25 protein-coding genes are annotated in these 26389 nt (G+C 54.8%); 7 read left to right on the top strand and 18 right to left on the bottom strand.

The features are described from left to right. Positions 1-111 precede the first annotated feature (111 nt). The 12 genes from INT33_RS05675 to INT33_RS05620 all read right to left on the bottom strand — a co-directional run bounded on the left by INT33_RS05675 (position 112) and on the right by INT33_RS05620 (position 16605). Positions 112-3297, bottom strand: coding sequence for an efflux RND transporter permease subunit (locus INT33_RS05675; RefSeq protein ID WP_193091349.1), 3186 nt, complete (start codon positions 3295-3297; stop codon positions 112-114). Next, positions 3297-4574, bottom strand: coding sequence for an efflux RND transporter periplasmic adaptor subunit (locus tag INT33_RS05670; RefSeq protein ID WP_193091348.1), 1278 nt, complete (start codon positions 4572-4574; stop codon positions 3297-3299). Before INT33_RS05670 ends, INT33_RS05675 begins: the two co-directional genes overlap by 1 nt. Positions 4575-4688: 114 nt before the next feature. Next, the gene (locus INT33_RS05665) at positions 4689-6161 is read right to left on the bottom strand and encodes a TolC family outer membrane protein (RefSeq protein ID WP_193091347.1); all 1473 of its coding nucleotides are present in this window, start codon (positions 6159-6161) and stop codon (positions 4689-4691) included. Positions 6162-6403: 242 nt separating this feature from the next. Continuing rightward, complete coding sequence (locus INT33_RS05660) at positions 6404-7249, bottom strand: fructosamine kinase family protein (protein ID WP_193091346.1); 846 nt, start codon at positions 7247-7249, stop codon at positions 6404-6406. 127 nt (positions 7250-7376) lie between these two features. Beyond that, a complete protein-coding gene (gene xylB, locus INT33_RS05655; RefSeq protein WP_193091345.1) occupies positions 7377-8864 on the bottom strand; it encodes a xylulokinase in 1488 nt (495 codons plus the stop codon). Beyond that, a complete protein-coding gene (locus INT33_RS05650) occupies positions 8864-10351 on the bottom strand; it encodes a mannitol dehydrogenase family protein (RefSeq protein WP_193091344.1) in 1488 nt (495 codons plus the stop codon). Before INT33_RS05650 ends, xylB begins: the two co-directional genes overlap by 1 nt. A 115-nt stretch (positions 10352-10466) precedes the next feature. Next, positions 10467-11144 (bottom strand): HAD family hydrolase, encoded by a 678-nt coding sequence (locus tag INT33_RS05645; RefSeq protein WP_193091343.1) that lies wholly within the window; start codon positions 11142-11144, stop codon positions 10467-10469. Then, positions 11141-12289, bottom strand: coding sequence for an ABC transporter ATP-binding protein (locus INT33_RS05640; protein ID WP_193091342.1), 1149 nt, complete (start codon positions 12287-12289; stop codon positions 11141-11143). Before INT33_RS05640 ends, INT33_RS05645 begins: the two co-directional genes overlap by 4 nt. Positions 12290-12300: 11 nt before the next feature. Continuing rightward, positions 12301-13182, bottom strand: coding sequence for a carbohydrate ABC transporter permease (locus INT33_RS05635; RefSeq protein WP_192538469.1), 882 nt, complete (start codon positions 13180-13182; stop codon positions 12301-12303). Positions 13183-13211: 29 nt separating this feature from the next. After that, positions 13212-14102 (bottom strand): carbohydrate ABC transporter permease, encoded by an 891-nt coding sequence (locus tag INT33_RS05630; protein ID WP_193091341.1) that lies wholly within the window; start codon positions 14100-14102, stop codon positions 13212-13214. Between the two features lie 78 nt (positions 14103-14180). Further along, positions 14181-15500, bottom strand: coding sequence for an ABC transporter substrate-binding protein (locus INT33_RS05625; RefSeq protein WP_193091340.1), 1320 nt, complete (start codon positions 15498-15500; stop codon positions 14181-14183). 154 nt (positions 15501-15654) lie between these two features. Next, entirely contained in the window at positions 15655-16605 is a 951-nt protein-coding gene (locus INT33_RS05620) for a sugar-binding transcriptional regulator (RefSeq protein WP_193091339.1), read from the bottom strand. A 184-nt stretch (positions 16606-16789) separates the two neighbouring features. On the opposite strand from INT33_RS05620, the gene INT33_RS05615 reads away from it, so the two are divergent. Then, a complete protein-coding gene (locus tag INT33_RS05615; protein ID WP_018918709.1) occupies positions 16790-17101 on the top strand; it encodes an NIF3 1 in 312 nt (103 codons plus the stop codon). Positions 17102-17121: 20 nt separating this feature from the next. Here the strand turns inward: INT33_RS05615 and INT33_RS05610 are convergent, their stop codons facing one another. Continuing rightward, positions 17122-17679, bottom strand: a complete 558-nt coding sequence (locus INT33_RS05610; RefSeq protein WP_193091338.1) for an NUDIX hydrolase — start codon at positions 17677-17679, stop codon at positions 17122-17124. Between the two features lie 93 nt (positions 17680-17772). Here INT33_RS05610 and INT33_RS05605 point away from each other — a divergent pair, with 93 nt between their 5' ends. From INT33_RS05605 to INT33_RS05595, 3 genes are all read left to right on the top strand, one after another. Beyond that, positions 17773-18441 (top strand): CoA pyrophosphatase, encoded by a 669-nt coding sequence (locus INT33_RS05605; protein ID WP_193091337.1) that lies wholly within the window; start codon positions 17773-17775, stop codon positions 18439-18441. Then, positions 18438-19106: a 2OG-Fe(II) oxygenase gene (locus INT33_RS05600; RefSeq protein ID WP_193091336.1), complete on the top strand. Its 669-nt coding sequence runs from the start codon at positions 18438-18440 to the stop codon at positions 19104-19106. Before INT33_RS05605 ends, INT33_RS05600 begins: the two co-directional genes overlap by 4 nt. Before the next feature lie 457 nt (positions 19107-19563). Further along, positions 19564-20016: a PRC-barrel domain-containing protein gene (locus INT33_RS05595; RefSeq protein ID WP_193091335.1), complete on the top strand. Its 453-nt coding sequence runs from the start codon at positions 19564-19566 to the stop codon at positions 20014-20016. Between the two features lie 185 nt (positions 20017-20201). Here the strand turns inward: INT33_RS05595 and INT33_RS05590 are convergent, their stop codons facing one another. After that, complete coding sequence (locus INT33_RS05590; protein ID WP_018918714.1) at positions 20202-20624, bottom strand: OsmC family protein; 423 nt, start codon at positions 20622-20624, stop codon at positions 20202-20204. 293 nt (positions 20625-20917) lie between these two features. On the opposite strand from INT33_RS05590, the gene INT33_RS05585 reads away from it, so the two are divergent. After that, positions 20918-21823, top strand: a complete 906-nt coding sequence (locus INT33_RS05585; RefSeq protein WP_193091334.1) for a DMT family transporter — start codon at positions 20918-20920, stop codon at positions 21821-21823. On the opposite strand, the gene INT33_RS05580 is transcribed toward INT33_RS05585, so the two are convergent. The 3 genes from INT33_RS05580 to INT33_RS05570 all read right to left on the bottom strand — a co-directional run bounded on the left by INT33_RS05580 (position 21777) and on the right by INT33_RS05570 (position 24251). Beyond that, positions 21777-22625 carry an MOSC domain-containing protein gene (locus tag INT33_RS05580; RefSeq protein ID WP_193091333.1) on the bottom strand — a complete coding sequence of 283 codons (849 nt, stop codon included), beginning with the start codon at positions 22623-22625 and terminating at the stop codon, positions 21777-21779. The two genes, INT33_RS05585 and INT33_RS05580, sit on opposite strands and share 47 nt — an antisense overlap. Before the next feature lie 73 nt (positions 22626-22698). Next, a complete protein-coding gene (gntR, locus tag INT33_RS05575; protein WP_193091332.1) occupies positions 22699-23694 on the bottom strand; it encodes a gluconate operon transcriptional repressor GntR in 996 nt (331 codons plus the stop codon). Positions 23695-23708: 14 nt separating this feature from the next. After that, complete coding sequence (locus INT33_RS05570; protein WP_192538301.1) at positions 23709-24251, bottom strand: gluconokinase; 543 nt, start codon at positions 24249-24251, stop codon at positions 23709-23711. Positions 24252-24527: 276 nt separating this feature from the next. On the opposite strand from INT33_RS05570, the gene INT33_RS05565 reads away from it, so the two are divergent. Beyond that, positions 24528-24992 carry a MarR family winged helix-turn-helix transcriptional regulator gene (locus INT33_RS05565; RefSeq protein WP_192538302.1) on the top strand — a complete coding sequence of 155 codons (465 nt, stop codon included), beginning with the start codon at positions 24528-24530 and terminating at the stop codon, positions 24990-24992. Between the two features lie 109 nt (positions 24993-25101). Then, positions 25102-25527, top strand: a complete 426-nt coding sequence (locus tag INT33_RS05560) for an organic hydroperoxide resistance protein (protein WP_018918720.1) — start codon at positions 25102-25104, stop codon at positions 25525-25527. 27 nt (positions 25528-25554) lie between these two features. On the opposite strand, the gene INT33_RS05555 is transcribed toward INT33_RS05560, so the two are convergent. Next, the gene (locus tag INT33_RS05555; protein ID WP_193091331.1) at positions 25555-26250 is read right to left on the bottom strand and encodes an aspartate/glutamate racemase family protein; all 696 of its coding nucleotides are present in this window, start codon (positions 26248-26250) and stop codon (positions 25555-25557) included. Positions 26251-26389 lie beyond the last annotated feature (139 nt).

Genomic DNA, 26389 nt, shown 5'->3' with positions numbered 1-26389 from the left:
CTATCCTTTTCTGCCGCTGAGTGTCTTGACGCGGGTCACCCCAACCTAAAAAAACGGGTGCTGCCCGAAGGCAACACCCGCTCATTAACCACTTAGCGTTTTAATCAAGCATCACTGTTGGTCGTGCTCCAGCGCTGGCTTTTGATTATCACGATTAGGGTGGCGTTTGCGATACAGCCAATCAGATACAGTGGCAATCATGGCGTAGAAACTGGGGATAAACAGACTGCCCAGAATCGCAACCGATGCCATGCCCACAGCAACCGTGGTGCCGATATGGTGGCTGCTGACGTCACTTGCGCCGGTAGCCAATGCCAGCGGTAAGGTACCGAAGATAAACGCAAGCGATGTCATAACGATCGGCCGGAAGCGTAGCTCCGCCGCGGTAATCGCTGCCTCACGAATCGACTTGCCCTGCTCTTTACGCTGCAGCTCGGCAAACTCCACAATCAAAATGGCGTTCTTCGCTGCTAGCCCCACGACCACCAGCATACCGATCTGGACATACACACTGGTATCAAGTCCGCGTAACGCAATACCCCCGATGCCGCCCAAGAAGGCAAACGGTGTGGCGGTCAGTACCGCCAGCGGCAGCGACCAGCTTTCGTACTGAGCAGCCAGGATCAGGAAGACCATCATGATACCAAACACAATGGCGAGCATCGCCGTATTACCCAGGTTGGCTTCCTGGTAGGCCGTACCGGTCCACCCCATGCCCCAGTTCGGGCCTAGTGTGTCCATAACCACCTGATCCATGGCTTCAATCGCCTGAGTCGAGCTATAACCGGGAGCCGCTCCCCCCTGGAACTGCGCACCGGTATATACCCCAAAGCGTGAAACGACCGAGGGACCCACCTGACGCTCCAGCGTGACAAACTCAGACAGCGGAATACGTTCGCCATTGCCGCCACGCACAAAGACGCTACTCACGTCATCCGGCGTTTTACGGAAGGTATCCTCGTTTTGCAGGTACACCTGAAAGTTACGGTTTTGATAACTGAAGAAGTTAACAAATCCATTACCGAAGGTGTTGGCAAGCGCTGAGTTGATATTTTCCAGCGCCACGCCATAGCTCAAGGCTTTTTGCTGATCAATTTCAGCCCGGTACGAAGGCACGTTTACGTTAAACGTGGAGAACACCTGATTTAACGCCGGATGCTGGTTTGCCGCCCCCATGATCTGCAGCGAGGCTTCGTAAAGCTCGCGAGGTGAAGCACCATCAAACGATTGCAGGTAGCCGGTGAAACCGCCCGTCGTTGAAAGCCCCATAATCGGCGGAACGTTAAAGGCCATAGCCGAACCGCCGTCAATACTCGACCCAAGCTGCATGATCTGCCCGACCAAAGAGCCGGCCGTCAGGTCACGATCGCCCCAGGGCACCATGTTAACGAAGATAATCCCACGCGCTGTATTCACCGCGCTTGCCAAAATGTCATAGCCCGCTATCGCTGAGGAATACTGCACGCCAGGAATATCTTCAATAGCGGAGCTTAGCTTCGCCATATACGTTTGGGTACGATCAAGCGAAGCCGCATCGGGTAGCGATACGCTGACCAGCACAATCCCCTGATCGGTTTCCGGCACAAGCGTTGAAGGTGTATTAACGAACAGCCAGTAAGAACCCGCTCCGACCGCAATCGTCAACGCCAACGCCAGTACCCAAAAGCGCACCAGCTTTACCACAAACCACATGTAAACCGCGGTGATGCCAGCAAACAAGCGGTCAAACAGGCGCAGCGGCGTCGTAATTGCCCGTTTGAAAGCCGATTGACGCGTATGGTGCAGGTTGTGCTTGATAAAGATGGCCGAAAGCGCAGGCGTAAACGTCAACGCCATCAAGGCTGACAGGGCCACCGAAATCGCCACGGTAATCGCGAACTGTTGATAAATCTGCCCGGTAAAACCACCCAGGAAGGCAACCGGCACGAAGACCGCAGCCATAATCAGGGAGGTAGCAATAACCGGCCCACCGACTTCTTTCATGGCGCGAATCGTGGCGTCATGAACAGAAATATCATCTTCTTCACTCAGCACACGCTCGACGTTTTCCACAACGAGTATCGCGTCATCCACCACGATCCCTATCGAAAGTACCAGGGCAAACAGCGTGAGCAGGTTGATCGAGAAGTCGAACAGGTAAAAGCCTGCAAAGGTACCGATGACCGAGACAGGAACCACCGACATGGCAATAACGGTGAAACGCCAGTTCTGCAGAAAGATAAACAGAATAACGATAACGATCAGGAAGGCTTCGATAAAGGTATGAAATACCGTTTCTACCGATGCATCGATAAACTGCGTGGTGTCATAGGGCGTTACATACTCAAGCCCAGGCGGGAAACGCCCGGCCAGATCATTCATTGTCGCCCGCACCGCATCGGCGGTTGCCAAAGCATTGGCGCCCGGCTGCTGGTTAATGATGATAGGCGTCATGGTGGAGCCATTCAGCCGTGCATCGATCCCATAAAACGAGGCGCCCAATTCGATACGCGCTACGTCCTGAAGACGCAGTGATGAGCCATCGGGATTAGTGCGCAGATAGATATTGCGGAAGTCATCCGTATTGGAAAGACGACCGCCAGCGGTGATCGTGTAGGTATAGGCACGCGGCTCACCCTGCGGGGTTGCCGCCAGGTTACCTGCCGGGATTTCAGTGTTTTGCGAGCGAATGGCGCTGGCGACTTCACTCGGGGTCAAGTCGTACTGGGCCAGCTTATCGGGATCCATCCAGATACGCATGGCGAACTCGCCGCCACCCAACACCTCGGCGTTACCTACGCCAGGCACCTGGCGCAGTTCATCAAGAACGTTAAGGGTGGCGTAGTTCTGCATGTAAACGTTGTTGTAGTCGCCGCTGGGTGACGTCAGGGCGATCAACATCAAGATGGAGTCAGAGCGCAGTTCAACGGTTACACCCTGAGACTGCACCTGCTCAGGCAGCTGCGAAAGCGCTCCCTGTACACGGTTATTGACGTTGATGGTATTGATATCACCATCGGTGCCGATATTGAACGCCACGCTCAGGCTCATGATGCCGTTATCAGCGCTGTTTGAGGTCATGTATAGCATGTCCTCTACACCGTTGATCGCCTCAGCGAGCGGCGCCGCCACCGTTTGCGCAACGGTTTCAGCATCCGCACCGGGGAACTGAGCCTGCACCGATACGGTGGGCGGCACCACGCTGGGATACTGCTCGATCGGCAGTATCCGCATGGCCATAGTGCCTACCAGTGTCAGGATAATCGCCAGTACCGTGGCGAAAATCGGACGACTGATAAAGAAGTTAGAGAGATTCATTATTGTGCACCCTCTTCCCCTTCACCTGGCGGCGTTGCGCCAGCGCCGTCGGTCATTTCTGACGCGGCTTCAGCCTGTTGCTGCTGTTCTTTCGCTTCGGCTTCTTCAACGCTTTCCACCAGCTCATCGGCATTGCCGTTAAAGGGCTGCGGATCAATCGCCATGCCGGGTTCTAGACCCGCTGGGTCACCCACTACTACACGGTCGCCCTCTTCCAGACCACCGGCAATCAGCTGCCAGGGGCCAGCCACTTCGCCTAGCTGTATGGTGCGCTCGCGTGCCAGATCCTCTTCATCCAGCACAAATACTCGCGGCCCCATCAAGCCTTGGGTGACCGCAATTTCCGGCACGGCAAACACGTTAAAGCGCCTTAAACCGTCAAGGCTCACACGTACGAACTGACCGGGCAGGATAGCGCCATCAGGGTTATCAAACGTGGCAGACGCCTGAACCGTACTGGTTCCACCATCCACCCGCGAGCCCAAAAACTCTAAACGCCCTTCCAGTTCAGAGTCGTCTGAACCGCTTAAGCCTGGCACACGCAGGCGCGCAGTAATATTGGAAGCATCACCGGCTTCGTTTAACTGACGACGCAGCTCAAAGGCATCGCGCTGGGGCATCTGGAAGCGTACTTCCAGCGGATCCAGTGGCGTGATGGTGGCAAGTTCTGTTCCGGAGTTAACGAAGTTGCCCACGTTGATCTGGCTCAAGCTGATCATGCCGGAGACAGGCGCTGATACGTTGGCATAGCCAAGGTCTAGATTGGCGCTGGTTAAGGCAGCTTCTGCCTGGGCAACATTAGCTTGCGCCACGCGCTGCTCTGCCTGCGCCTGATCATACTGCTGACGGCTTACCGAGTTCTGGCCTAACAGCTGCTCAAAACGCTGGGCATCGCGCTGGGCACGAGAATATTCGGCACGTGCACTTTGCAGATCGGCTTCGCGCTGGTTGACCGTTGCCTGATAAAGATCAGGTTCGATGGTATAAAGCGAATCACCTTCTTCCACCATCTGGCCCGGCTCAAAATGACGCTCCTCCAGATAGCCACTTACCCGGGCCACCAGGGTCACTTCGCTATCACTGCGTAACAACGATGGGTAGGATTTGTTAAGCGGAATATCCTGGCGCGCCATTTCGGCCACTTCTACCTTATGAGGCGGCGCTTCTTGCTGAGCGCCCTGTTCCTCTGGAGGCTGTTCTTGGCCACAGGCCGTCAGCGCTAGCGCAGCAATCAGCGTTACTAGACTCGCTCGGCCTGAGTGAATCACCTTTCTCATACTTGATATCCCTTGATCTTTCGAAACGTTGACTAACGGCGCCACGCTGCTTTTAAGCGACGCTAAACTTATAAAGCTTGGTCGCTAGTCTGAAGCCATGTCTATTACTATTTGTTACATACCGGGAGTGGGCGGAGCCCCAATATCCATGGCACGCTGATAATCGTCTTCACCGCCATCGGGCAGGGTAAAGCTTACCTGTTCACCGGTTAGCCAGGCGTTAACTTCTTCGATTGCCGGTACGTCAAGCAGGCCTGACTGCTGGCGCAGTGAAAGAAGATTCACCACATAGTCGTAACGGGCTTCCGCATAGTTGGCGATAGCGTTGTAGTAGTTCTGCTCGGCATTTAATACGTCAACAATATTACGCGTACCGACTTCATAGCCTGCCCGCGTGGCTTCCAGTGCACTTTGTGTAGATACAATGGCCTGTTGACGCGCTTCAACTGTTTCGACGTTGTTACTTACCTGGGTATAGAGCGAACGTACCTGCTGGATGGTGGTGCGGCGCTGTGACTCAAACTCGTACTGCGTGCTTTCTAGCTGGTAAGTCCCCTGGCGAATGCTCGCACTGGTACTACCGCCGGTGTAGATAGGCAGGTTGGCAGATACGCCAATCTGGCTTGAGGCGTCATAGCCGCTGACAGCATCAAGGTCACTGTCGGCATGCTGGTAGTTAGCAAATGCCTGGAAGGTCGGCAGACGGCCAGCACGAGCGATATCAACACCCACACGGGAAATTTCGATTCCCGCCTGCTGAGCAAGCACTTGCGGGTTACGCTGGATGGCTTGCTCGACCCAGTAATCGCGGTCGTTGGTGGGTACGCCAACCGGCATATCGCCCAGCGAGTCGATATCGGCATAACGCTGGCCGGTTAACTGCTCAAGTACTTCAAAAGCCACCTGAAGATTGCTTTCTGCCGCAATACGATCGGCACGCGACTGGTCAAAGCTTGCCCGCGCTTCTTCCACTTCGGTAATCGCAATCAAGCCCACTTCAAACTGTTCGCTGGCCTGCTCTAACTGGCGCCCGATAGCACGCTCTTGAGCCTGCCTGGCTTCTAGCACCTCGTTGGCCCGCAGAATATCGAAATAAGCGCTCGCCACATCAATCAGTAACTGCTGCTCAGTCGCGGCCAGCAAATACACCTGCTGGTCAATCTGGCGCTCGGCTTGGGTTACCTGCTGGCGCGTGACTTCGTTAAACAGTATCTGGGTGGCTTCCAAGGTAAGCGACAGGCTGTTGTAGCGGTCTTCACCACCACCGACACCCACGCCTGCACCGGTTCCCGCGTCGGTTCCGGCTCCTGGAGCTCTGGCGGACGACTGGCTTTCAAACTGTTCGTGATGTACCACGTTGCCTGATGCATTTACCTGGGGCAGCAACCCGCCACGCGCGACATCCCGCGCGGCTTCCACACCAGAATACTGGGCGCGCGCCGAGTTCAATGCAGCATTATTGCTCAATGCATCGCGGGTAATGGTGACAAGGTCAGCCGCCTGTGCGGGCAGCACAACAGACGCGGTAAGAACAGCCAATAATAAGGGTCGTAAAGGGGCATTGACTGCCCAGTGTGCCAGTCGCATGGAAGTGCCTCTAGGTGTCAACGAAGGGTGGTGCTGCAAGTAAGCCATTTATAAAGAATGGCATTATAGTTACATTCATGTATGTATGCTAGACTTGAAGTCTGCCTAATTGTATGTACACAGCATTGTCAAGGCGTGCCCCTTTACCCTAGACCAAAGCATCGTATGAAGGCACTTTTTTAGCGCTATTGAGGCTTAAGATTTTCTGCAATCATTCTGCGCGTTGGTGCTAAGCCGCTGGCTTACCTTGAATAAGACTCCAGTACTGCCACGCAGCGCTCTACTCCGCTGCGGTAGCTAGCACCAAAGAGTAGTAAATGATTAATCAATGGATACAGCTGAAAAAGCGCTTCTCGCCTTGGCCAATCAGCCGGGGCGTCCCCTTCCCAATAGGCATCAAAAAACGCCCTTCCCGGTGAACCAAACAGCGTCAGCATAGCTAAGTCGACCTCTGGATAATGGCGGTAAACAGCAGGGTCGATCACGGCGGGGCCACGTGTTGTGACTAGCACATTGCCAGACCATAAGTCTCCATGCAGAAGGCTTGCAGGTGTGTCTGGCAGCCAATCTTCAAGCTGGAAGGCGATATGCTCGATACGTGTGCGTAGTGCCTGCTCAATCAAACCTTGCTGAAAGCAGGCATCACTAAGCGGTAACAGACGCCGTTCTCGTTGAAAAGCACGCCCATCCTTAAGCGGCGCATTGGGCTGTGGCGTTCGCCCGCAAGCATTATCCTGATGCCAACCATGGGCTTCACCGATAGCGCTATGCAGCTCACGCAGACCTTCCCCCAACACGCTATCGCTGGCGGGTTCACTGGGTTGAGTAGGCAGTGATTCAAGTAGCAGCCACTCTTCATACAGCCCTAACACCTCGGGCACGATAAGCGTTTTACACGCCCCTTTAAGAGCGCGTAACCCTTCAGCCTCACCGCGCAGCCGCTCGGCCTTGTCATGCTTGACAATCACTTGACCCTGGGAAGTTTCAAGCGCATACACCGCAGCGCTATCCCCGCCGCTGAGAGGCCTTAGCTGGCCGGTAGGTCGTATTGCCTGGGCTTCAAGTAGTTCACGCAGGGTGGCATTCATGAACATCTCCGCTGGGTAGCTGGGCTTCCCAGTGTGCCTGTTACTCCCTGCGTGCGTCGATGCTCTGAATGCCTGAGCGCCTGAAAGACTGAGTACCTGAAAGACTGAGCGTCTTAAAGAATGAAAGCTATACGCCCTGGTGGCGCTGCTTCAGCGCCTGGGTGTAGCGTGTATAAACATCCTGATAGGCTTCAACGCGGGCCAGGTTGGGCTCGGCAAGCGATTGGGCATCAAGGTGAACCATACGCTGACACAACGATTCCAGGGTAACGCCCTGAGAACGCTGATCACACCAGGCGGCCTGAATCGCCGCGCCTAATGCAGCGGCGTCGGTAATCTCAGGGCAAATCACTTCGGTGCCAGTAATATCGGCCACCATTTGCCGCCATATTGGACTATTGGCACCACCGCCGATCAGACGAATCTGGCTCGCGCCCGCCGTTAAATCACCCAGCAGTTCAAGCCCATAGCGCAGCCCAAACGTTGCCCCTTCCACCACCGCGCGGCAAAGGTTTGCCTGGGTGGTATTTAAACTGGTCAAGCCCAGAAAATCCGCCGAGGCTTCCGGCAGCATTGGCACGCGTTCGCCGTTGAAAAATGGCAGCACGGTAACCCCTTCAGCGCCCACCGGGGCGTTGGCTACCTGCTCGCTAAACGCGGCCAGATCCAAACCAAACAGTTCGCGTATCCGGGTAGTCGCCGAGGTAACGTTCATGGTGCAAATAAGCGGCAGCCAGCCACCGGTGCTCGAGCAAAAATTCGCCACCATGGCGTTATCGCAGATAACCGGCTCAGGCGAGTAGGCGCATACAGTACCGGACGTCCCCAGGCTTAGCGTTATTAGCCCTGGGGTGATATTGCCGGTGCCTATGGCGCCCAGCATATTATCGCCACCTCCTGAGGACACTACCACGTCATCGCCAAGCCCTAGCTCGCGGGCGGCAAGCGAGCGCACAACCCCGGCAGGCTCATAGGCTTCCAACAGCCGCGGCAGTACGCGCTGCGGATCAAGTTCGGGGGCTATCTCTGCGAATACATCTAACTGCCAGCGCCGCGTTCGGGTATCAAAATAGCCGGTGCCCGACGCGTCGCCCGCTTCGGTCACGCGCTCGCCGGTTAGCCAAAAATTCAGGTAATCGTGGGGCAACAACAGACTATCGATGCGCCGATAGGCATCCGGCTGATGTTCTCGCAGCCAGGCAATTTTGGAGGCGGTATAGCCGGTTTGCAGTACAAGGCCGAGCTTTTCCAGGCAGCCAGCCTCGCCGCCTAAGCGGGTGACAAGGTCGCTATTCTGCGCACTGGTTTCGGTATCACACCAAAGCTTGGCGGGATAAACCGGCGCGCCGTCAGCATCGAGTGCCACCATGCCGTGCTGCTGACCTGAAATGCCGATCCCCCGCACCTGCTCGGCGCTTATCCCTGCGCGCTCCAGGGCGCTAAAAAAAGCCCCTTTTAAAGCAGCAAGCCATTCAGACGGCGCCTGTTCGCGCCGCCCGTTTTCGCCCTCATCCAGCCGGTGTGGCCGGCTTGCCTCGCCAAGAATTGCGCCCCGTTCGACATCAACCACCACGACCTTGGTACTTTGCGTACCGCAATCCACTCCGATATACATCACAGCGTTCCTTTGGAGGCCACAAGTGCTTGCAGCGTAACCCGTGCGCCGAGCTTATGCAGCGAGTTAAGCGTTTGCACATAGGCCTCATGAAAGCGCGGGTGGTCGGCTAAGTCGCCAAACAGTTCACGGTTGTCGATAAATGCACTCGGCCGGGTACGGTTTTCGGCGGCAATCGCGGTGAGCGTGTCTTTTAAGCGGTCCACTATTTCGATAGGTGCGCCCTGCTCGTCGATACCTTCAGCGTAGCGTGCCCAGCTGGCCACTACCGCAGCACTGCGCTTGACCTCACCACCGTGGGCCAGCTGGTGATGAATCACCGGCACCAGCCACTTGGGAATACGGTCTGAGCTTTCCGCACACAGCCGCGCCAACGTGTCCTTGATTTCCGGATTGGCGAAACGCTCAATCAGGGTTAAGCGGTAAGTCTCCAGATCCACGCCCGGTACCGGGGCCAGCGTGGGCGAACCCTCTTCGCGCATATAGCCCAGCAAAAAGTCCACAAATAGCGGATCCTGGCAAACCTCGTGGGCATAGCGATAGCCCGCTAAATAACCAAAATAGGTGAGCGCCTGATGGCTGGCATTTAAAAGCCGCAGCTTCATCAATTCATAAGGCTCGACATCCTCAACCACCTGCACGCCTGCCTGCTCAACCGGCGGGCGGCCCAGCGGGAAGTGGTCTTCCAGCACCCATTGGGTAAACGGCTCACACACCACGGGCCAGGCATCCTCAATACCAAAGCGATGCGCCAGCTCGTCGATATCCGCCTGTGCGGTAACGGGCGTGATGCGGTCCACCATGGCGTTGGGAAACGCGACTTCTGCAGCAAGCCACTCGCCCAGTTGGCTATCACGGGCGCGGGCGTAGGCTGTGAACATGCGCTTGGCCACATCGCCATTGCCTTGAATGTTGTCACACGACATCACGGTAAACGGCGCGATGCCACGCTCGCGTCGGCGTACCAGCGCCTCAACGACTAAGCCAAAACTGGTCGAGGGCTTTTCAGGATGGGCAAGGTCATCGCACACCTGGGGGTTTTCAAGATTGAACTCGCCGGTCACCGGGTGAAAGTTGTAACCCCCTTCGGTCACGGTGAGCGACACGATCCGAATCGCCGGGTCGGCCATCTGCTCAATCACCGCCTCCGAGTCTTCCGGGGCAAACAGGTAGTCCACCATACTGCCGATGACCCGCGGCGCGTACTCGCCGTCAGGGTGCTTAACGACCAGGGTATACAGATGATCCTGCGCGGCGAGCGCCTGCTGCATGCGTTTATCGCCCGGCATGACGCCAACCCCGACGACTCCCCAGTCAAGCGCCAGCCCCTGATTCATCAACGCATCAAGATACATCGCCTGATGAGCACGGTGGAAACCGCCCACGCCAATATGCACGATGCCCGGCGTTACCGTGCTCCGGTCATAAAGGGGAGTGCCAATGGGGGAGCCTAGTTTGCCCACATTGTGATTATTAAGCTGGGTCATCATCGCTCTCCTGGTAAGGAACTGGCTACAAAGGCGCCGCCGCCGGTAATCATCGCCACTTTATGGGTTAGCTTCATTGCCGCCCCGCTATTATCGAATGCTGATAGCCAACGGATCAGCTGGCGGCACGTACCTGCCACTCATTCACCAGCGCGCCAAGCCCCTGCATATGCTCCAAAATGCGCCAGGCGCCCGCTTGTTGAAGTCGCCCAGGCTGTTCGGCATCCACATGGCTTGCGCCGACAAAGCCAATCACGCACATACCGGCGGCGCGGGCAGCGGTAACACCGGCCACGCTGTCTTCTATCACCAGGCAATCACTGGGTAGGCAACCCAGCTCAGCGGCGGCGAGCAGGTAAAGCGCCGGATCAGGCTTTGGGTTAGCGACCTGGTCGGCGGTAAAAATGGACGTGCCCTTGCCAAACGCCTCGGCCAGCTGGGTGCTGGAAAGCGACGCCACTACCCGCTTGCGACGGCTGTTGGACACCACCGCCTTGGCCAAGGGAATCGCAAGCACGGCGTCATAGGCGCCCGCCATGGGATTAAGCTCGCACGCCAAGCGCTCCTCGATAGCCGTATCCATCAGCTCGGTGGCGTTATCTGGTAACGTATACGCGCTGTGCTGCTCAAGATATTTAAGGATATCGCCCGTGGTCATCCCCAGCGCCTGGCTTAACCGCTCGGCAACGTTTACATCCGGCAGCCACAGGCCGAGATACTCTTCCAGTACACCTTCCGCCAGCGCTTCGCTATCGACCAGTACGCCATCGCAATCAAAAATAACCACCTTCATACCGGGGCCTCGGCGGCACCCGGGGTACGGTTATCCTGACGGGTCAGCCCTGCCAACGGATGCTGGGTAAGGCTTGTCAGCGCACGGCCATCGCTATCAAACAGATGCGCGCGCTCCGGGGCGAAGCTAAAGCGCACGGTTTCATGCGCCCGGTAGCCCACATCGCCATCGGCCATCAGGGTTACCAGCAGTTCGCCCATACGCACATACAGCGATGTTTGCCCGCCCAGACGCTCAAGCACTTCAATTTGACCGCTTAACGCGCCCGCCTCATCCAGCACCAGGTGTTCTGGCCGGACACCCAGTTCTAGCGTTGCGTGCTGCTCAAGGGTCTGACCATCGGCGGGCACCGTGCACTCTCCTCCACCGGGCAAGCGAACGTGAACACCCTCAGGCGATACGCTTAACAAGTCGACATTAAAGAAATTCATCTTGGGCGAGCCGATAAAGCCCGCTACAAAGCGGTTAGCCGGGTGATGATAGAGCGCCATGGGTGAGCCCACCTGCTCAACCACGCCATCATGCAGCACGACAATCTTGTCGGCCATGGTCATGGCTTCGATCTGGTCGTGGGTGACGTAGATCATGGTGGCATTGAGCTTGTCGTGCAGGCGGGCAAGCTCGATACGCATCTGCACGCGCAGCGCGGCATCCAGATTGGAGAGCGGCTCATCAAACAGGAAAATACTCGGATTGCGCACTATCGCCCGGCCAATGGCAACCCGCTGGCGCTGGCCACCGGAAAGCGCTTTGGGCTTACGATCCAGCAGCGGCTCAAGCTGGAGCACTTTGGCCGCTTCCAGCACCTTGGCGCGGCGCTCCTCTTTAGGCACGCCGGCCAGGCGCATACTAAAGCCCATGTTGCCTTCCACGGTCATGTGCGGATACAGGGCGTAGCTTTGAAACACCATGGCCAGGCCGCGGTCGGCCGGGCCGACCTCGTTCATGCGCTGGCCATCGATCACAATGTCACCGTCGGTGGCGCTTTCCAGCCCCGCGATAATACGCATTAGCGTCGACTTACCGCACCCCGAAGGCCCGACAAAGACCACAAACTCCTGATCATTCACGTCAAGATCGATGCCCTTGAGTACCGAGGTGTCGCCAAAGCGCTTAGTAATATTGTTAAGTTGTAAGGTTGCCATGCAGAACTCCTTTACTTGACGGCGCCAAAGGTCAGGCCACGTACCATTTGTTTTTGGGTCATCCAGCCAAGAATAAGAATGGGGGCAATGGCCATGGTGGAAGCCGCCGAGAGCTTGGCCCAGAAAAGCCCTTCAGGACTTGAAAATGAGGCGATGTACGCAGTTAACGGCGCGGCCTTGGACGACGTGAGATTGAGGCTCCAAAACGCTTCGTTCCAACTCAAGATCACTGACAGCAGCCCGGTAGATGCGATGCCGGGCAGAGTGAGCGGCAAGAGCAAAAAGAACACTTCCTGCAGGGTCGACGCTCCGTCCATACGCCCGGCTTCCAGGATGTCCTTGGGCATATCCTTGAAAAAGGTGTAGAGCATCCACACCACGATAGGCAGGTTCATTAAGGTGTAAATAATGATCAGCCCGGTGCGCGTATCGAGTAATCCGACATCACGGAAAATCAGGTAAATCGGCACCAGCACGCCCACGGGTGGCAGCATTTTGGTGGAGAGCATCCATAGCAACGTGCCCTTGGTGCGCCTGGTGGGTAAAAACGCCATGGAGTAGGCAGAAGGAATGGCAATCAATAGCGCCAGAAAAGTCGAGCCAAACGCGACGGCGACACTGTTGAGCGCAAAGCGCGCATAGCCTGAACGCGCCTGAACAGCTTCATAGCTTTCAAGCGTGGGCGAAAAAATAAAGCTTGGGTCGGCAATCGCGGCGGCTTCGGTTTTAAAACCGGTCAGCACCATCCATAGAATCGGAAAGAAAATCACCAGAGCAACCGTCCAGCCCAGCACGGTGATCAACAGCGTTTTCATGCCGGCTGACCCACGGCCCGCGCTGGCACTCGTACTGGAAATGGCCTGCGCTGGCGTATTGGAACGTAGTAGTGTCATTTGTATTCTCCAAGTGCCCAGGGCGCTCGCTAGTCTTCCAGGTTTTTGGCAACCATTCGCACCAGGAAAATCGCCACAATGTTGGCCAGGATAATCGCGATCACCCCACCGGCTGAGGCGACACCCACATCAAAATCAAGCAGTGCCCGCATGTAGATTAGATAGGCCAAATTCGTGGTCGCAAGTCCAGGTCCGCCCGAAGTGGTCACAAAAATTTCGGCAAAAATGGTCAGCAGGAAGATCATTTCAATCATGATCACCACGCTGATTGCCCGCTTTAAATGGGGCAGCGTAATAAAGAAGAAGATCGCGATAGGCCCGGCACCGTCCATTCGTGCGGCTTCCACCTGGTCTTCATCCAGCGACTGCATGGCGGTGAGCAGAATCAACAGCGCAAAGGGCAGCCACTGCCACGCCACAATGATTGCGATGGAGGTTAACGGGAGCGCTGAAAACCAATCAACGGCAGGCAAACCCAGTGAGTTTGCCAACCATGCCAACACCCCGTTAGAGGGGTGCATCATCATGTTTTTCCACACCAGTGCGCTCACGGTGGGCATCACAAAAAAGGGGGAAATTGCCAGCACTCGGGCAATCCCGCGCCCGGCAAAGTCCTGCTGGAACAAGACGGCCAACAGCGTGCCGCCCACTACGGTAATCGCCAATACCCAGCCTACCAGCAGCAAGGTATTGCCCATTGCCTTCCAAAGTGCGGGGTCGGTTAGCAGATACTCGTAGTTTTCAACGCCTGCGAAGCCGCTCATGCCGGGCATCAGCAGGTTGTAGTACTGGAAAGAGAACCATATCGTCATCCCTAACGGTATGATCATCCATAGCAGCAGCAACGTTACAGCGGGGGCTTGAAGCGATAACGTTCTAAGCCCGCCGACCGTGCGGCCAGAAGCACGTGTTTTAGTCATGGGAATACCTGCGCGAAAAAACCAACGAGAAACCGTCACAACACGCCTACCCGCGTAGCGGGTAGGCGCTTTTACCTATCAGTCGTTGTAACCCGCTCGCTGCATAGTGCGCTCGGTGGCGCGCTGGGCACTGTTTAGCGCTTGCTCTACCGTGGTATCACCGGTTAACGCAGCGGCAATGCTCTGCCCTACCTGGGTGCCAATCGCCTGGAACTCGGGGATATTGACAATTTGCACGCCGGTATAAGGGTTCGGCTCTAGCGTGGAATCGGTTGGGTCAGCATTTTGAATCGCGCTCAGCACAAAATCAGCGAAAGGCGCGGCTTGCGTGTACTGCTCATTGGCGTAGGTGGATTCGCGAGTACCCGGCGGTACATTGGTCCAGCCATGGGTTTCACCGACCAGCTCAATGTATTCCTGCGATGTCGCCCAGGTGATGAACTGCTTGGCGGCATCTTTATGCTCGGAGGAGGCAGGAATCGCCAGCGCCCAGGTCCATAGCCAGTGCGAGCCTTTGGGTGTCTCCGCCACGGGCGCTGGGGCAAAACCAAGGTTGTCGGCAACGCTGGACTCGTCACCATCATAAAGCGTTCCCGCCGCGGAGGTAGCGTCTACCCACATCGCACAGTTTCCGCGTGAGAATAGCGCCAGGTTTTCATTAAAACCGTTGGAGCTGGCGCCGGGCGGGCCGTAGTTACCCAGCAGGTCCACATAGAACTCGATGGCATTTCTCCAGGGTTCAGAATTGAGCTCAGGGTTCCACTCTTCATCAAACCAACGCCCACCGTAAGTGTTTACCAGCGTGGTGACGAAGGCCATGTTTTCACCCCAGCCGGGCTTGCCACGCAGGCAGATACCCGCCACCCCTTCCTGCGCGCCGTGGAGCTGCTCGGCCCAGTCGCGCGCCTCGCTCCAGCTCGGCTGCTCAGGCATTTCAATACCGGCTTCCTCGAAGAGGTCTTTGCGGTAGTACATCATCGAGCTTTCCGCATAAAACGGCAGCGCATACGGGGTGCCATCAAGGCTTAACCCATCGCGTACGGACGTCAACAAGTCGTCGACAGCGTACTCGTCAGGCAGGTCATCCAGGGGCTCGAGCCACTCGCGCTCCGCCCAGATCGGTGCTTCATAAGCGCCGATGGTCATCACATCAAACTGGCCGCCCCCGGTGGCAATATCGGTGGTCATGCGCTGACGCAGGACGTTTTCTTCCAGTACTACCCAGTCCAGCGTGATATCCGGATGCGCCTCTTCAAACGCATCGGTCAAGCTCTGCATGATCACCATATCGTTGTTATTAACGGTGGCTACGGTGATTTCTGTTTGGGCCTGAGCATGGCCAGCCATCGCAATGGCTGCCGCTAAGGTGGTCACAGGCAAGTGACGCGCGAGTCGCATAAAGCTCTCCTTCGGCAAGTATTGGCATTATTATCGCCTGATCATTTTGATCACGTTTCGAACAAATGATCGTACTTAAACCAAAAAAAATCAAAGCTCAATGGCTTAGACTTTACGCTTACTCGCCTTGTAAGTGGCCCGCTTCAGGAGTGCGCTAGAGCCGCTCGACAATGTTTTGGGCAGCTATTTCGTCCGTAATCAGCCCTTTTAACCAACCGCCCTGGAGGGCTGCGTGAATACCGGGGGCCTTATCGTATCCTCCCGCAATCGCCACTATCATCTGCTTACCGAATTGCGCTAGCGGCAGGCTGGTAACGCGCCGAGTAATCGAGCAATCGATCACCTCGCCCCGGCTATTTAACGGCCAACCGAGCAGTTCCCCCACTGCTTCCAGCCCCAGTAGCTCATCAAGCTCGCGCTCACTGATAAAGTGGTCCTGAAAAAGCGTGGCCCGGCGATCGATCCGCCCGACGCCAATAAACGCCGCTTCGGCCTCTTTCGTTACCGTGGCAATGGCTTGAAACAGGCGCTGCGACAGCATCGCATTTTTTTCCGCAAGCGATTCGGCCACCACCGGCGCCGGCAGTAAAAACCGCTCACCGCCGGTTTTATCCGCCAATAGCATCACCGCGTCGTAACGGTTAGCCGAGCCGTCCCGAGCTACATTTCCCACCAGCGACACAAAGCGGTGCTGGGGCCGCTCCATACGGTCAAGCGCCTCGACCGCCGCACGCACAGAGCGCCCGCTGCCGAGCGAAAGGGTAAGCGGTTGGCTGCGCTCAACCAGCTTGCCGATACGCTCGGCTCCGGCAACGCCCAGGTAATACGTGGCGCTATCTGGGGCGTTTTTTTCGGCAGGCACAACATCACAAAACGTCAGCCCAAAGTGGTCACGCAGCGTACGGCCCAACGCCATGCACGTCGTAATGGGATGATCAATATGTACCTTGACCAGGCCTTCCTGGCGCGCCAGCGCTAAAAGACGCTGCACGCCAGGCCGTGAGACGCCTAACTGACTTGCAATCTCGTCCTGGGTTAGACCGCCAACGTATGACATCCAGGCCGCTCTTGCCGCCTGATCCAGCTTTACCTCAAATTTATCCATTGATTGGTTTCCCGCTCGTGTTTACGACCCCATTGACGAACCTACCGATTGCTCTATTGACCAACCCTACACAACAAGCAGCGCGCCCCCCTCAACGCCACCGGCACGACCATAAGCCGTCTATCCGCTATGATGCTATCTAGTTCATGGTTATATTTAGCCCATTGTTAACAGGAGTGACGGCATGTACAAGCTAGCGTTTTTTGTCCCTGTCGACGATGCCGAAAGCGTTAAAGAAGCGGTTTTTGAAACCGGCGCCGGGCGAATAGGTCATTATGAGGCCTGCTGCTTTCAAACCCAGGGCCGCGGCCAATTTCGTCCGATTGAAGGCGCCCACCCGCATATTGGTGAGGTGGGTAAGCTTGAGTACGTTGAAGAGCTTAAAGTGGAGCTGGTGTGTAAAGATTCGTGCATCCACGCCGCCATTGCCGCTTTGAAGCTCGCCCACCCATATGAAGAAGTTGCTTACGATGTCTGGCAACTCGACGATCTTTAGCGAATCTTCGTCGTTAGCACTCAGGCGCTGCCAAAGTAGCGTTCACGGTCTTCCGGGGTGATAGTGCTACTGTGAAGCGGAAAGTGCCCTAAAGGCCGGTCGTGGTAAAAGTGGCGCAGCGTACGTTCAATGGTGGGGAAGGCAAGTTCTTCCCAGGGAATTTCGTGCTCATCAAACAGGGCGACTTCCAGGCTTTCAACGCCTGCGCTAAAGCCACCCACCAGTTCAGCGCGAAAAATCATGTACACCTGATTAATGTGCGGCAGATCAATTAGCGTATAGAGGTCTGCCAACGTCACCTCAGCATTAGCTTCTTCATGGGTTTCGCGAATAGCTGCCTGCTGGGTGGTTTCGGCATTTTCCATATAGCCAGCGGGCAGTGTCCAGTAGCCTTTACGCGGCGCAATAGCACGCTTACAGAGCAGTACCTTGGCGCCACTAACCGGCAGTGTACCCGCCACAATACGCGGATTTTGATAATGGATAGTACCGCAGGCATCACATAGATAGCGTGACCGGTCATCGCCTTCGGGAACGGCAAAACGTACTTTCTCACCGCACTGGCTGCAAAAATTCATGGTGTGTTCCTACGGCTAAATAGCAAAGATTACCGCGTGCTTGACGCGTATGACCACTGCTGGGTAAAAAGAGACAAAGTGATTGGATACCTCATGTTAGAGAATCTACGCAAAAATCTGCAACAGCTCACCCCGCAACGGCTGGATCAATTTACGATGCCTGAAGCGGCGGTATTGCTACCCGTGGTTGATCGCCCATCACCCACGCTACTCTTTACCCGCCGGGCGAGCCACTTAACCACTCACAGTGGCCAAGTCGCATTTCCAGGCGGCAAGCGTGAGCCGGAAGATAAAGACCTTTACGCCACGGCGCTGCGCGAAGCGCAAGAAGAGATCGCACTCGATCCTGCCGTGGTGGAGCCACTAGGACGCTTATCGGATGTTATTTCACTACACGGCCTGCGGGTAACCCCCTGGGTGGGCATTATCCCTCCCGATTTACCGCTGGTAGCCGACCCAGGCGAACTAGACGCTATTTTTGAGGTGCCGCTTAGCCATTTTCTAGAAGACCGGCGCACCCATACCGATGTTATCCCCGTCGATGGCGTGCCGCATTATGTGCCCTGTTACCATGTCGACGGCTATATCATCTGGGGGCTTTCCGCGATGATGCTGGTGGAGTTACTGGCGGAAGGGTTTGGTATGTCCATCGATTTATATCAGCAGCCCCCAGGGGCGCTGCGGCATTACCCAGAACGTAAAAGCCGGCTTCCTCAATCAACGGGCCTTCATTCAGATACGCCCAAGAGTATGCGCAAATGATGTCTTTTAACTCGACCACATCGCCGGTGTTTACCCCCGCCGCCCAAGGGGCAATCGTGGATGCCCTGGTAGAACAAGGCTGGTACGTGGGCCAGGACGTTATCAATCTGGAGCTTTGCCAGGCTCTGCACCGTGAGCTTTCGCATATGGCGGAGCATGATGCGCTTGAGGAAGCAGGGGTCGGGCGTGGCCAACAGCATCACCTGCGCAAGGATATTCGTGGCGATGCCATTCACTGGCTTGATCGTGAAAGTGAGGCTCAACGCCACTACCTGAACGCCATGGGTGAGCTTCAGCAGCTACTCAATCAGGCGCTATTTCTGGGGCTATTTGAGTATGAAGCCCATTTTGCTCACTACCCGCCGGGCGCTTTTTATCAGCGTCACCTGGATAGCTTTCGCGGCCGCGCTAATCGCGTCATTTCAACCGTAGGTTATCTAAACCCTCACTGGCCAAATAATGGCGGTGGTGAAATGGTCATTTACCATCCCGGCGATCCCAGCCAGGAAGTGGCCCGCGTGATTCCTGAAGCAGGAACCTTCGCGTGCTTCTTATCCGAGACGATCCCTCACGAAGTGCTGCCGACCCATCACCCTAGGTCGAGCATTGCCGGCTGGTTCAGGCGCAATGCTTCGCTCGGAGGAGTGCTGGATCCTGCCCGCTAATCACCGGTTACAGTGTCCGGTGAACCTTCGCCAGGCACTGACCTAATCGTGAATTGATTACTGCTTTACTCCCCCCGTTTAATCATCCGCCTTAAGCGTTTACCGTTTGATATTTATAGAAGCCTTAACAAAAGTTTTTAACAAAATCATTGAAATGCTGGCCATAGCGTCTACAGTAATAAGTGTCTTAGCGCAGTGAGGCGCTTGGCAGCGATAACTATCCCCGTAGCGATTCGCAATTTTATTTTAGGAGTAATAGTTGGCTAAAAACGTAATAAGGATGTTACGTAAGAATGTAAGCTTCAGGGAGTGATGACTAATCACAAAATGATCAGTCGCAAAGAAGCATCACATTGGTTTAGGCCAGTGTCATTCATGAACTATCAGCCGCTATTAATTGATTGAGGCACCAACGTAGAAACGTTACGCCTTCATACAAGTGCAAGGAGCAAGAGTAATGAAAATGATCAAATCCGCTTTTATTGGTACCCTAATGGTTCCGGCCTTCATGCTGGCAGCTGGTACCGCGAGCGCTGAAGAAAATACCGCTACTGCCACTTCAACTGCTGAAGCGACTTACATGACCACCGCGCCGGCAGGCACTTTTTATTCAGACTCTCTCACGGGTAACGATGTTCAAAGTAGCGTCGAAGACGATGAAAACATCGGCACCATCAACGATCTCATTATCAATGAAGATGGCCAGATTGAAGCTGTAATTGTAGCTGTTGGCGGCTTCCTTGGTATGGGTGAAAAAGATGTGGCCATTGAGTGGGATTCACTCGAACTGACACAAAATGCTGATAACGACGAATATGAAATTCGCGTAAATGCATCACAAGAAGCTCTTGAAGAGGCTGAAGAGTTTGATCGCGATGCAGGCGATAATCTCGAAGCCGACAATAACTAATTAGTTATTGTTAGTTCATAAAAGCCCCGGCATATGCCGGGGCTTTTTTATGTCTATTGGTTTTTTTACATCTAATCTTTATATCTTTTTTACATCTATGAATAAAGCTAGCCATTGATAGATGTAAAATAATAGCGCACATAAAAACGCCCCTCTTTAAAGAAGGGCGTTTTGATATAAAAGCATTAGCCTTTTAATTTGGCCGTCATGCTAATGTCAGCATTTAATACTTTTGACACGGGGCAGTTTGCTTTCGCTTTCTCTGCCGCTTCTTTAAAGCTTGCCTCATCGGCGCCGTCGATATCAGCAACGACATCCAAATGAATTTTAGAAATGCTAAAGCCCTCAGAATCTTGCTTTAGGGTAACGCTCGCGCTGGTTTCAATAGCGTTTGCTGTATATCCCTGATCGCCAAGAATCATGGAAAGCGCCATTGAAAAACAGCTGGCATGAGCGGCTCCAATCAGCTCTTCCGGATTGGTGCCTTTTTCATCTTCAAAACGCTTTTTGAAGGAGTAGTTAGCATTGAGAACGCCACTTTCGGTTGAAACGGTGCCTTTGCCATCCTTCAGTCCACCTTCCCAACGTGCGCTAGCTTTACGATCCATGAAAAACTCCTTGTGCATAAATAACGATAGCCCCGGCTAACCACTACCTGACCAGCCGGGTAAAAGCGCCATTCGCCTAAAGCGAACTGGCAACCCTGTTTAGCGTAGCTGATTTTTGGCGCACTGCCGAACCCAATACCTTAAGCCACTTCCCCCGCCGCGTGAACCCCCTTATGCTGAGCTGTCAGGCTAACGTTGCCATAACCTCAGGGCCGGACAGTCCGCACGGTTTGTTAACGACTCATGGCGGCCGCAAGGGAACGCCAAGCCTTTACTCATTATAAGGATTCGCCATGTCATCAGCTGATGCGCTACGCCTGGCAGTGCTCTCGTCGCTTTGGGGGCTGTCATTTATTTTCATGCGCGTCGCATCGCCGGAGTTTGGCGCTATTCCTTTGATACTGGTCCGCATGGGCGTTGGCGCGCTATTGCTGATACCTTTACTGCTGAGCATGCACTACCTGCGGTTAATCTGGCAGCACAAAGGGCCTTTGTTATTGCTGGGCATAGTGAATCATGTTCTACCCTTTTCACTTTTAGCCCTGGCGACCATGCGCCTGGAAGCAGGTTTCACTTCATTACTGAATGCCACCACACCCATTTTTACCGCCCTGCTAGGCGCGCTGTTTTTTGCAACGCCGGTTCAACGCCAACAGTATCTAGGGCTGGCGCTTGCGTTGATTGGAGTCTACGTTCTTTCCGCCAACCGTCTGGATTTCGGAATAGGCGGTGACGGCTGGTTTATTCTGGCGGTAATTGGTGCAACGTTTTGCTACGGCATTGCGGGCAACTACTCAAAAACGCGCTTGAGTCATTTGCCGCCCCGGGTTCTGGCCGCGGGCAGCAGCGCCATGTCGGCATTGGTACTTTTGATTCCCGGCATTCTGCTTTGGCCTGACCAGCCGATCAGCACGCTTGCCTGGAGCAATGCGCTGGCGCTTGCCGTACTCAGCACAGCGCTGGCATTCCTGCTCTACTTCGGCCTGTTAGCCAGCGCAGGTGCAACGGCTACGTCAACCGTTACGTTTTTAGTACCGATCAGTGCGCTGCTATGGGGCTACTGGCTACTTGATGAAACGCTTAGCCTGCAGGTTATGGCGGGCATGATCATTACCCTGCTGGGCACGGCGGTCGCCACCCAACTGCTACGCTTTAAACCGCGCGGTGTGTCGCCGTCACCTCATCCCCCACACGAATAAGCTGTCCGTCGCCAGCACTTAACGTCGCGTTTTGACCAAAATACCCGCCTTTTAATGTTGGCTGGGTCTTGAGCGTAATTAATGTTTTAAGGGGCTCGGCGGGATCAGGGATGTGGGCGGTTTGCTGATCCACCGTGGTGATCTTGCAACGCTTACACGGCTTACGCAGTGTTAACGCGAATGCACCGGTGGATTCCTGTAGCGATTGCCAGCGGTCTTCCGCCCACGCCTCATCGGTTTCCACGACGATATTGGGACGAAAGCGATTCATGGGTACTGGCTGGCTGCCGTTCTTGTTCAGAGCACTATTAAGCGCGTTCAAAGAGCCCGTTGACGTAATCAGGAACGGGTAGCCATCGGCAAAATGCGTGTCGGCTTCGCCACCGTCTAGAAAATCCGCTTCTACCAGGCGCTTAAACTGGGTGGCAAATCGGACCAAGCTCAGACCTTTCCCGGACTCACCCAGAGCGACTTCCAACCAGCGGGAGGCCTCTTCACTTTCTGGCCAGGCTTTACAATGGTCGTCCCACACCTTGACGATGCGCAGGTTGCCGCTCGGCTCTTCAAGCGGAATTGAAAGCGGGTCAACATTGGGATGTGAAAGCACCAGAGCATCGGCGTTTAATGCTACTTCTACCGTGGCCAAAAGAGGCAGCTGGCGCTGAGTCACAAAACGCTGCTGAGCGTCGACCAGCATCCAACGACGATCCCAGGCAAGCCCGCTCGAAAGTAGCTCGCTCTGGTTAACGCTGATGCCTTTTAAGGACTTGACCGGATAGATATTGAGCTGGGTAACTTTCACGATAGCCTCGATGCAAGCGAAACGTCGTACTTTAGCCATTTAGCCCGCAGACCGCTAGCCTTGCGCTAGGAACCTACAGCGTACCGCCGGTTTCAATGGTGTACCCCATATCGATGATATCGGCAGCCGATGGCTCGCCCTGAATTCTGGCGAGCAGCGCCTTGGCGGCGGCTTCACCAATTGCCTGGCGGGGGGTGATAACGCTGGCCAGGCGAGGGGTCATTGCCTGCCCTATATCGTGGCCATGAAAACCGGCAATGGCCATTTGCCCCGGGACATCGATGCCGCGGCGCTGACATTCAAAGTACGCCCCCACCGCCACATCATCGTTGGTACAGAAGATACCATCCGTATCAGGATGGTTAATCACCACTTGTTCTAAAAGCGCCGCCCCGACGCTATAGGAAGAGCGCTGAGTACTATGTAGCGTAGTGGGTATCAGGCCGTGTGCTTCCATCGCCTGGCGATAGCCCTGTTCGCGCTGCTGCGTTCGCTCATCTAGCCGTACCGCCAGATAAACCACCTGGCGGCGCCCACGGCGTATCATTGCGCTTACCATATCAAAAGCGGCTTTGACGTTGTCGTAGCCCACCGACTGCTGTAACGGCTGGCGATGTGTATCCATGATTTCGACAACCGGGATACCTGCCGTTTCGAGCATACGCAGGCTACGCGGCGTGTGGTCATGATCGGAAAGAATTACGCCATCCACGTTATAGGAAAGCAACGAGGCAAGACTGCGCTCTTCAAGGGTAGGACTATACCCATAGTGTGAGAGCATTAGGTAATAGCCCGCCGGTTCGGTGAATGCCTCGATCCCTACAATGACATCGGCAAATACCTGATTGGTCAGCGAAGGCACCAGCACCCCTATCGAATGGCTGGTGGCGCGCGAAAGTAGGTCCGGCGCCCGGTTGGGGATATATCCCACCTGTTCGGCGGCCTTAAAAATACGCTCACGCAAGCTTTCCGAAACCGTATCAGGGGCTCGCAGGCAACGGCTAACCGTCATTTTCGTTGCCCCTACCTTGTCAGCAATATCCTGTAATGTGGGACGCTTTTTCTTCAAACGGATGCCAGCCTCTAAAGTGACGGTGTGCGGGATGAATGATTAAGTGTCGCACTAAGCGCGCTGGTAAAGCGACTCACGATCTCGGGCGGTGAAAGCGCAATGGATACAGTGACGGCTTCACTTTCTCCCGGTGGTTCCAGATCGGCGAGCTGACTGGCCAGCATATTCTCACCTTTAAAGAAGTGCCCCTCACGTGTTTCCAAGCGTTCACGCAACAGGGTCTGGTCGCCTTCCAAGTACAGAATGCGCAGCGCTGAATCCCCTTGGCGCAAGCAATCACGGTAGCGATACTTCAATCCAGAGCAGGCAATCACCACGCTAACATTTTGCTGGCGATGATCGGCAAAAAGCTCAGCCAGCGTCTCAAGCCAGCCTTGGCGGTCGTCATCGTCAAGTGGCGTTCCACTGGCCATTTTGGCGACATTTGCTGGCGGATGGTAGTCATCACCATCAATGAACTTGGCGTTCAGAGCCGCCGCCAACTGCTGGCCAATATGTGACTTTCCGCAGCCAGAGACCCCCATGACTAAAATACGATGAGAAACGGCGTCCATTGGTTTATCTCTCCGGGTTTAAACGCTGTGCAGCAAATATACAAAACCATAATCTATATGGTGTCCTATAGGTATATGCTCCCCTATAGATAGCCGCGTGAATAGTTGGATAATACGCAGATGATTTTAGTGTTACCGGTAACATAGTAAATGCAGGTTAGCGAGCCAAATTATCCATGTCAAAACAAAACCACCAACTCAAGACCAACGTCTAGGTCTGGTCAGCGAAGGCTGGTCGCGCTACATTAATCCAACGCATCCCGTCTCGGAGCCGATATGCCCGCGTTAGAACCCTGTCGATTAGAAACTTGCAGTGAGTTGGAATTAGACCATCAGCTATGTTTTGCGCTGTACTCCACCTCATTAACGATGACAAAAATTTATAAACCGCTTCTAAAGGAGTTAGGGCTTACTTATCCGCAATATTTGGCAATGCTGGTGTTATGGCAGCAAGACGGCATAACGGTAGGTACATTGAGCAAGCGCCTGCTGACCGACCCAGGCTCGCTAACGCCGCTGCTTAAGCGTCTTGAAGGCGATCAGCTGTTGATTCGTCAACGCAATCGTCAGGATGAGCGCATCGTGGAGCTATTTCTAACCGATAAAGGGCGTGAATTGCGTGAACAGGCGCGTCATATTCCTAGCTGCATAGTTAATGCCAGTGAAAAATCAATAGAAACCCTGACACAGCTAAAAGAAGACTTGGTACAGCTACGCGATAACCTACAAAAAATCGACTAGCCCTTCTCGCACTTTAAGAAAGTTTATGGAAATTTATCTTGCGCGCAAAATAAAGCTGCACTAAATTAAACCCAGTTACTCTGATCAACAACATTAAAGGAAGCTTGCTATGTCTATCGAAACCGTCGCCTACCGCGCCCATGCCAAAGCCACAGGTGGCCGTGAAGGCCAAGCCAAGTCGTCTGATGGCGCATTGGATGTCAAACTCAGCACGCCGAAAGAGCTAGGCGGCGCAGGCGGTGAAGGCACTAACCCGGAACAGCTGTTTGCTGCGGGCTACTCCGCCTGCTTTTTAGGTGCACTAAAGCATGTCGCCAGCCAGGAAAAAGTAAAGCTTCCGCAAGACACTGCCATTGAAGGCAGCGTGGGTATCGGCGCTATTCCCACAGGTTTTGGCATTGAAGTCGAGCTTACTATCAGCCTTCCCGGCCTTGAAAAGAGCGTTGCCCAGGATTTGGTCGACAAAGCCCATGTCGTTTGCCCTTACTCCAACGCAACGCGTGGCAACATCGACGTCACCCTGACGCTTGCCTAAGTTTTCCAACGTTAGCTTCTGATAGGGCTAACCTTTAAGCGCACGAGCCACTGCCCTGCTTGCATGCAGCGCAGTGGTATCGTAAAGCGGCACATGAGTATGCGCCTGCTCTACCAGTAGCGCGATTTCAGTACACCCCAGAATGACGGCCTGAGCGCCCTGCTGATGCAGACTATCGATAATTTCGAGATAGCGCTCGCGCGAGTCACTATTGATTTTCCCCTGGCACAGTTCATCGAAAATAATCCGATGCACCGCTTCGCGCTCGGTATCATCAGGCACAACCACTTCGATACCGAATGCGTCCTGCAAGCGAGCCTTGTAAAAATCCTGCTCCATGGTAAAGCGCGTACCCAACAGCCCCACGCGGGTAATACCATCTTGCATTAACTGTTCAGCAGTCGCATCAGCGATATGCAGCAGCGGAATACCGATAGCCTTTTCAATAGCCGGTGCCACCTTGTGCATGGTATTGGTTGCTAAGAGTAGAAAATCTGCGCCAGCACGTTCGATGTTTTGCGCAGCACTCGCCAGGAGCTCGCCTGCTTTATCCCAATCGCCTTGCTGCTGCAGGGTTTCGATTTCGGCAAAATCGACGCTGACCAGCACAATTTTGGCGGAGTGAAAGCCGCCTAGCGCGTGCTTTACACCTTCATTCAGCGCGCGATAATAGCTTTGCGTTGATTCCCAGCTCATGCCGCCCAGCACACCAATAACCTGCATTTTCGTCTCCTTTTTGAATCACCATGAATTATTTTATTAACTGGCTAATAACCCTCCCCCCTTGTACCAGCTTTTTACTACCCTCATAAAGTACCTACCGTATCTAAAGTACCTACCGTATCTAAAGTACCTACCGTAT

The organism is Halomonas colorata (assembly GCF_014897985.1).
Classification (GTDB): Bacteria; Pseudomonadota; Gammaproteobacteria; order Pseudomonadales; family Halomonadaceae; genus Vreelandella; species Vreelandella colorata.
The sequence above is the reverse complement of the archived record's forward strand: the minus strand, read 5'-3'. Positions and strand labels throughout refer to the sequence as shown.

Bases quoted from the DNA above. Each gene is read 5' to 3' on its own strand.
- INT33_RS05675 (WP_193091349.1), bottom strand. From the start codon at position 3,297: ATGAATCTCTCTAACTTCTTTATCAGTCGTCCGATTTTCGCCACGGTA.
- INT33_RS05670 (WP_193091348.1), bottom strand. From the start codon at position 4,574: ATGAGAAAGGTGATTCACTCAGGCCGAGCGAGTCTAGTAACGCTGATT.
- INT33_RS05665 (WP_193091347.1), bottom strand. From the start codon at position 6,161: ATGCGACTGGCACACTGGGCAGTCAATGCCCCTTTACGACCCTTATTA.
- INT33_RS05660 (WP_193091346.1), bottom strand. From the start codon at position 7,249: ATGAATGCCACCCTGCGTGAACTACTTGAAGCCCAGGCAATACGACCT.
- xylB (WP_193091345.1), bottom strand. From the start codon at position 8,864: ATGTATATCGGAGTGGATTGCGGTACGCAAAGTACCAAGGTCGTGGTG.
- INT33_RS05650 (WP_193091344.1), bottom strand. From the start codon at position 10,351: ATGACCCAGCTTAATAATCACAATGTGGGCAAACTAGGCTCCCCCATT.
- INT33_RS05645 (WP_193091343.1), bottom strand. From the start codon at position 11,144: ATGAAGGTGGTTATTTTTGATTGCGATGGCGTACTGGTCGATAGCGAA.
- INT33_RS05640 (WP_193091342.1), bottom strand. From the start codon at position 12,289: ATGGCAACCTTACAACTTAACAATATTACTAAGCGCTTTGGCGACACC.
- INT33_RS05635 (WP_192538469.1), bottom strand. From the start codon at position 13,182: ATGACACTACTACGTTCCAATACGCCAGCGCAGGCCATTTCCAGTACG.
- INT33_RS05630 (WP_193091341.1), bottom strand. From the start codon at position 14,102: ATGACTAAAACACGTGCTTCTGGCCGCACGGTCGGCGGGCTTAGAACG.
- INT33_RS05625 (WP_193091340.1), bottom strand. From the start codon at position 15,500: ATGCGACTCGCGCGTCACTTGCCTGTGACCACCTTAGCGGCAGCCATT.
- INT33_RS05620 (WP_193091339.1), bottom strand. From the start codon at position 16,605: ATGGATAAATTTGAGGTAAAGCTGGATCAGGCGGCAAGAGCGGCCTGG.
- INT33_RS05615 (WP_018918709.1), top strand. From the start codon at position 16,790: ATGTACAAGCTAGCGTTTTTTGTCCCTGTCGACGATGCCGAAAGCGTT.
- INT33_RS05610 (WP_193091338.1), bottom strand. From the start codon at position 17,679: ATGAATTTTTGCAGCCAGTGCGGTGAGAAAGTACGTTTTGCCGTTCCC.
- INT33_RS05605 (WP_193091337.1), top strand. From the start codon at position 17,773: ATGTTAGAGAATCTACGCAAAAATCTGCAACAGCTCACCCCGCAACGG.
- INT33_RS05600 (WP_193091336.1), top strand. From the start codon at position 18,438: ATGATGTCTTTTAACTCGACCACATCGCCGGTGTTTACCCCCGCCGCC.
- INT33_RS05595 (WP_193091335.1), top strand. From the start codon at position 19,564: ATGAAAATGATCAAATCCGCTTTTATTGGTACCCTAATGGTTCCGGCC.
- INT33_RS05590 (WP_018918714.1), bottom strand. From the start codon at position 20,624: ATGGATCGTAAAGCTAGCGCACGTTGGGAAGGTGGACTGAAGGATGGC.
- INT33_RS05585 (WP_193091334.1), top strand. From the start codon at position 20,918: ATGTCATCAGCTGATGCGCTACGCCTGGCAGTGCTCTCGTCGCTTTGG.
- INT33_RS05570 (WP_192538301.1), bottom strand. From the start codon at position 24,251: ATGGACGCCGTTTCTCATCGTATTTTAGTCATGGGGGTCTCTGGCTGC.
- INT33_RS05565 (WP_192538302.1), top strand. From the start codon at position 24,528: ATGCCCGCGTTAGAACCCTGTCGATTAGAAACTTGCAGTGAGTTGGAA.
- INT33_RS05560 (WP_018918720.1), top strand. From the start codon at position 25,102: ATGTCTATCGAAACCGTCGCCTACCGCGCCCATGCCAAAGCCACAGGT.
- INT33_RS05555 (WP_193091331.1), bottom strand. From the start codon at position 26,250: ATGCAGGTTATTGGTGTGCTGGGCGGCATGAGCTGGGAATCAACGCAA.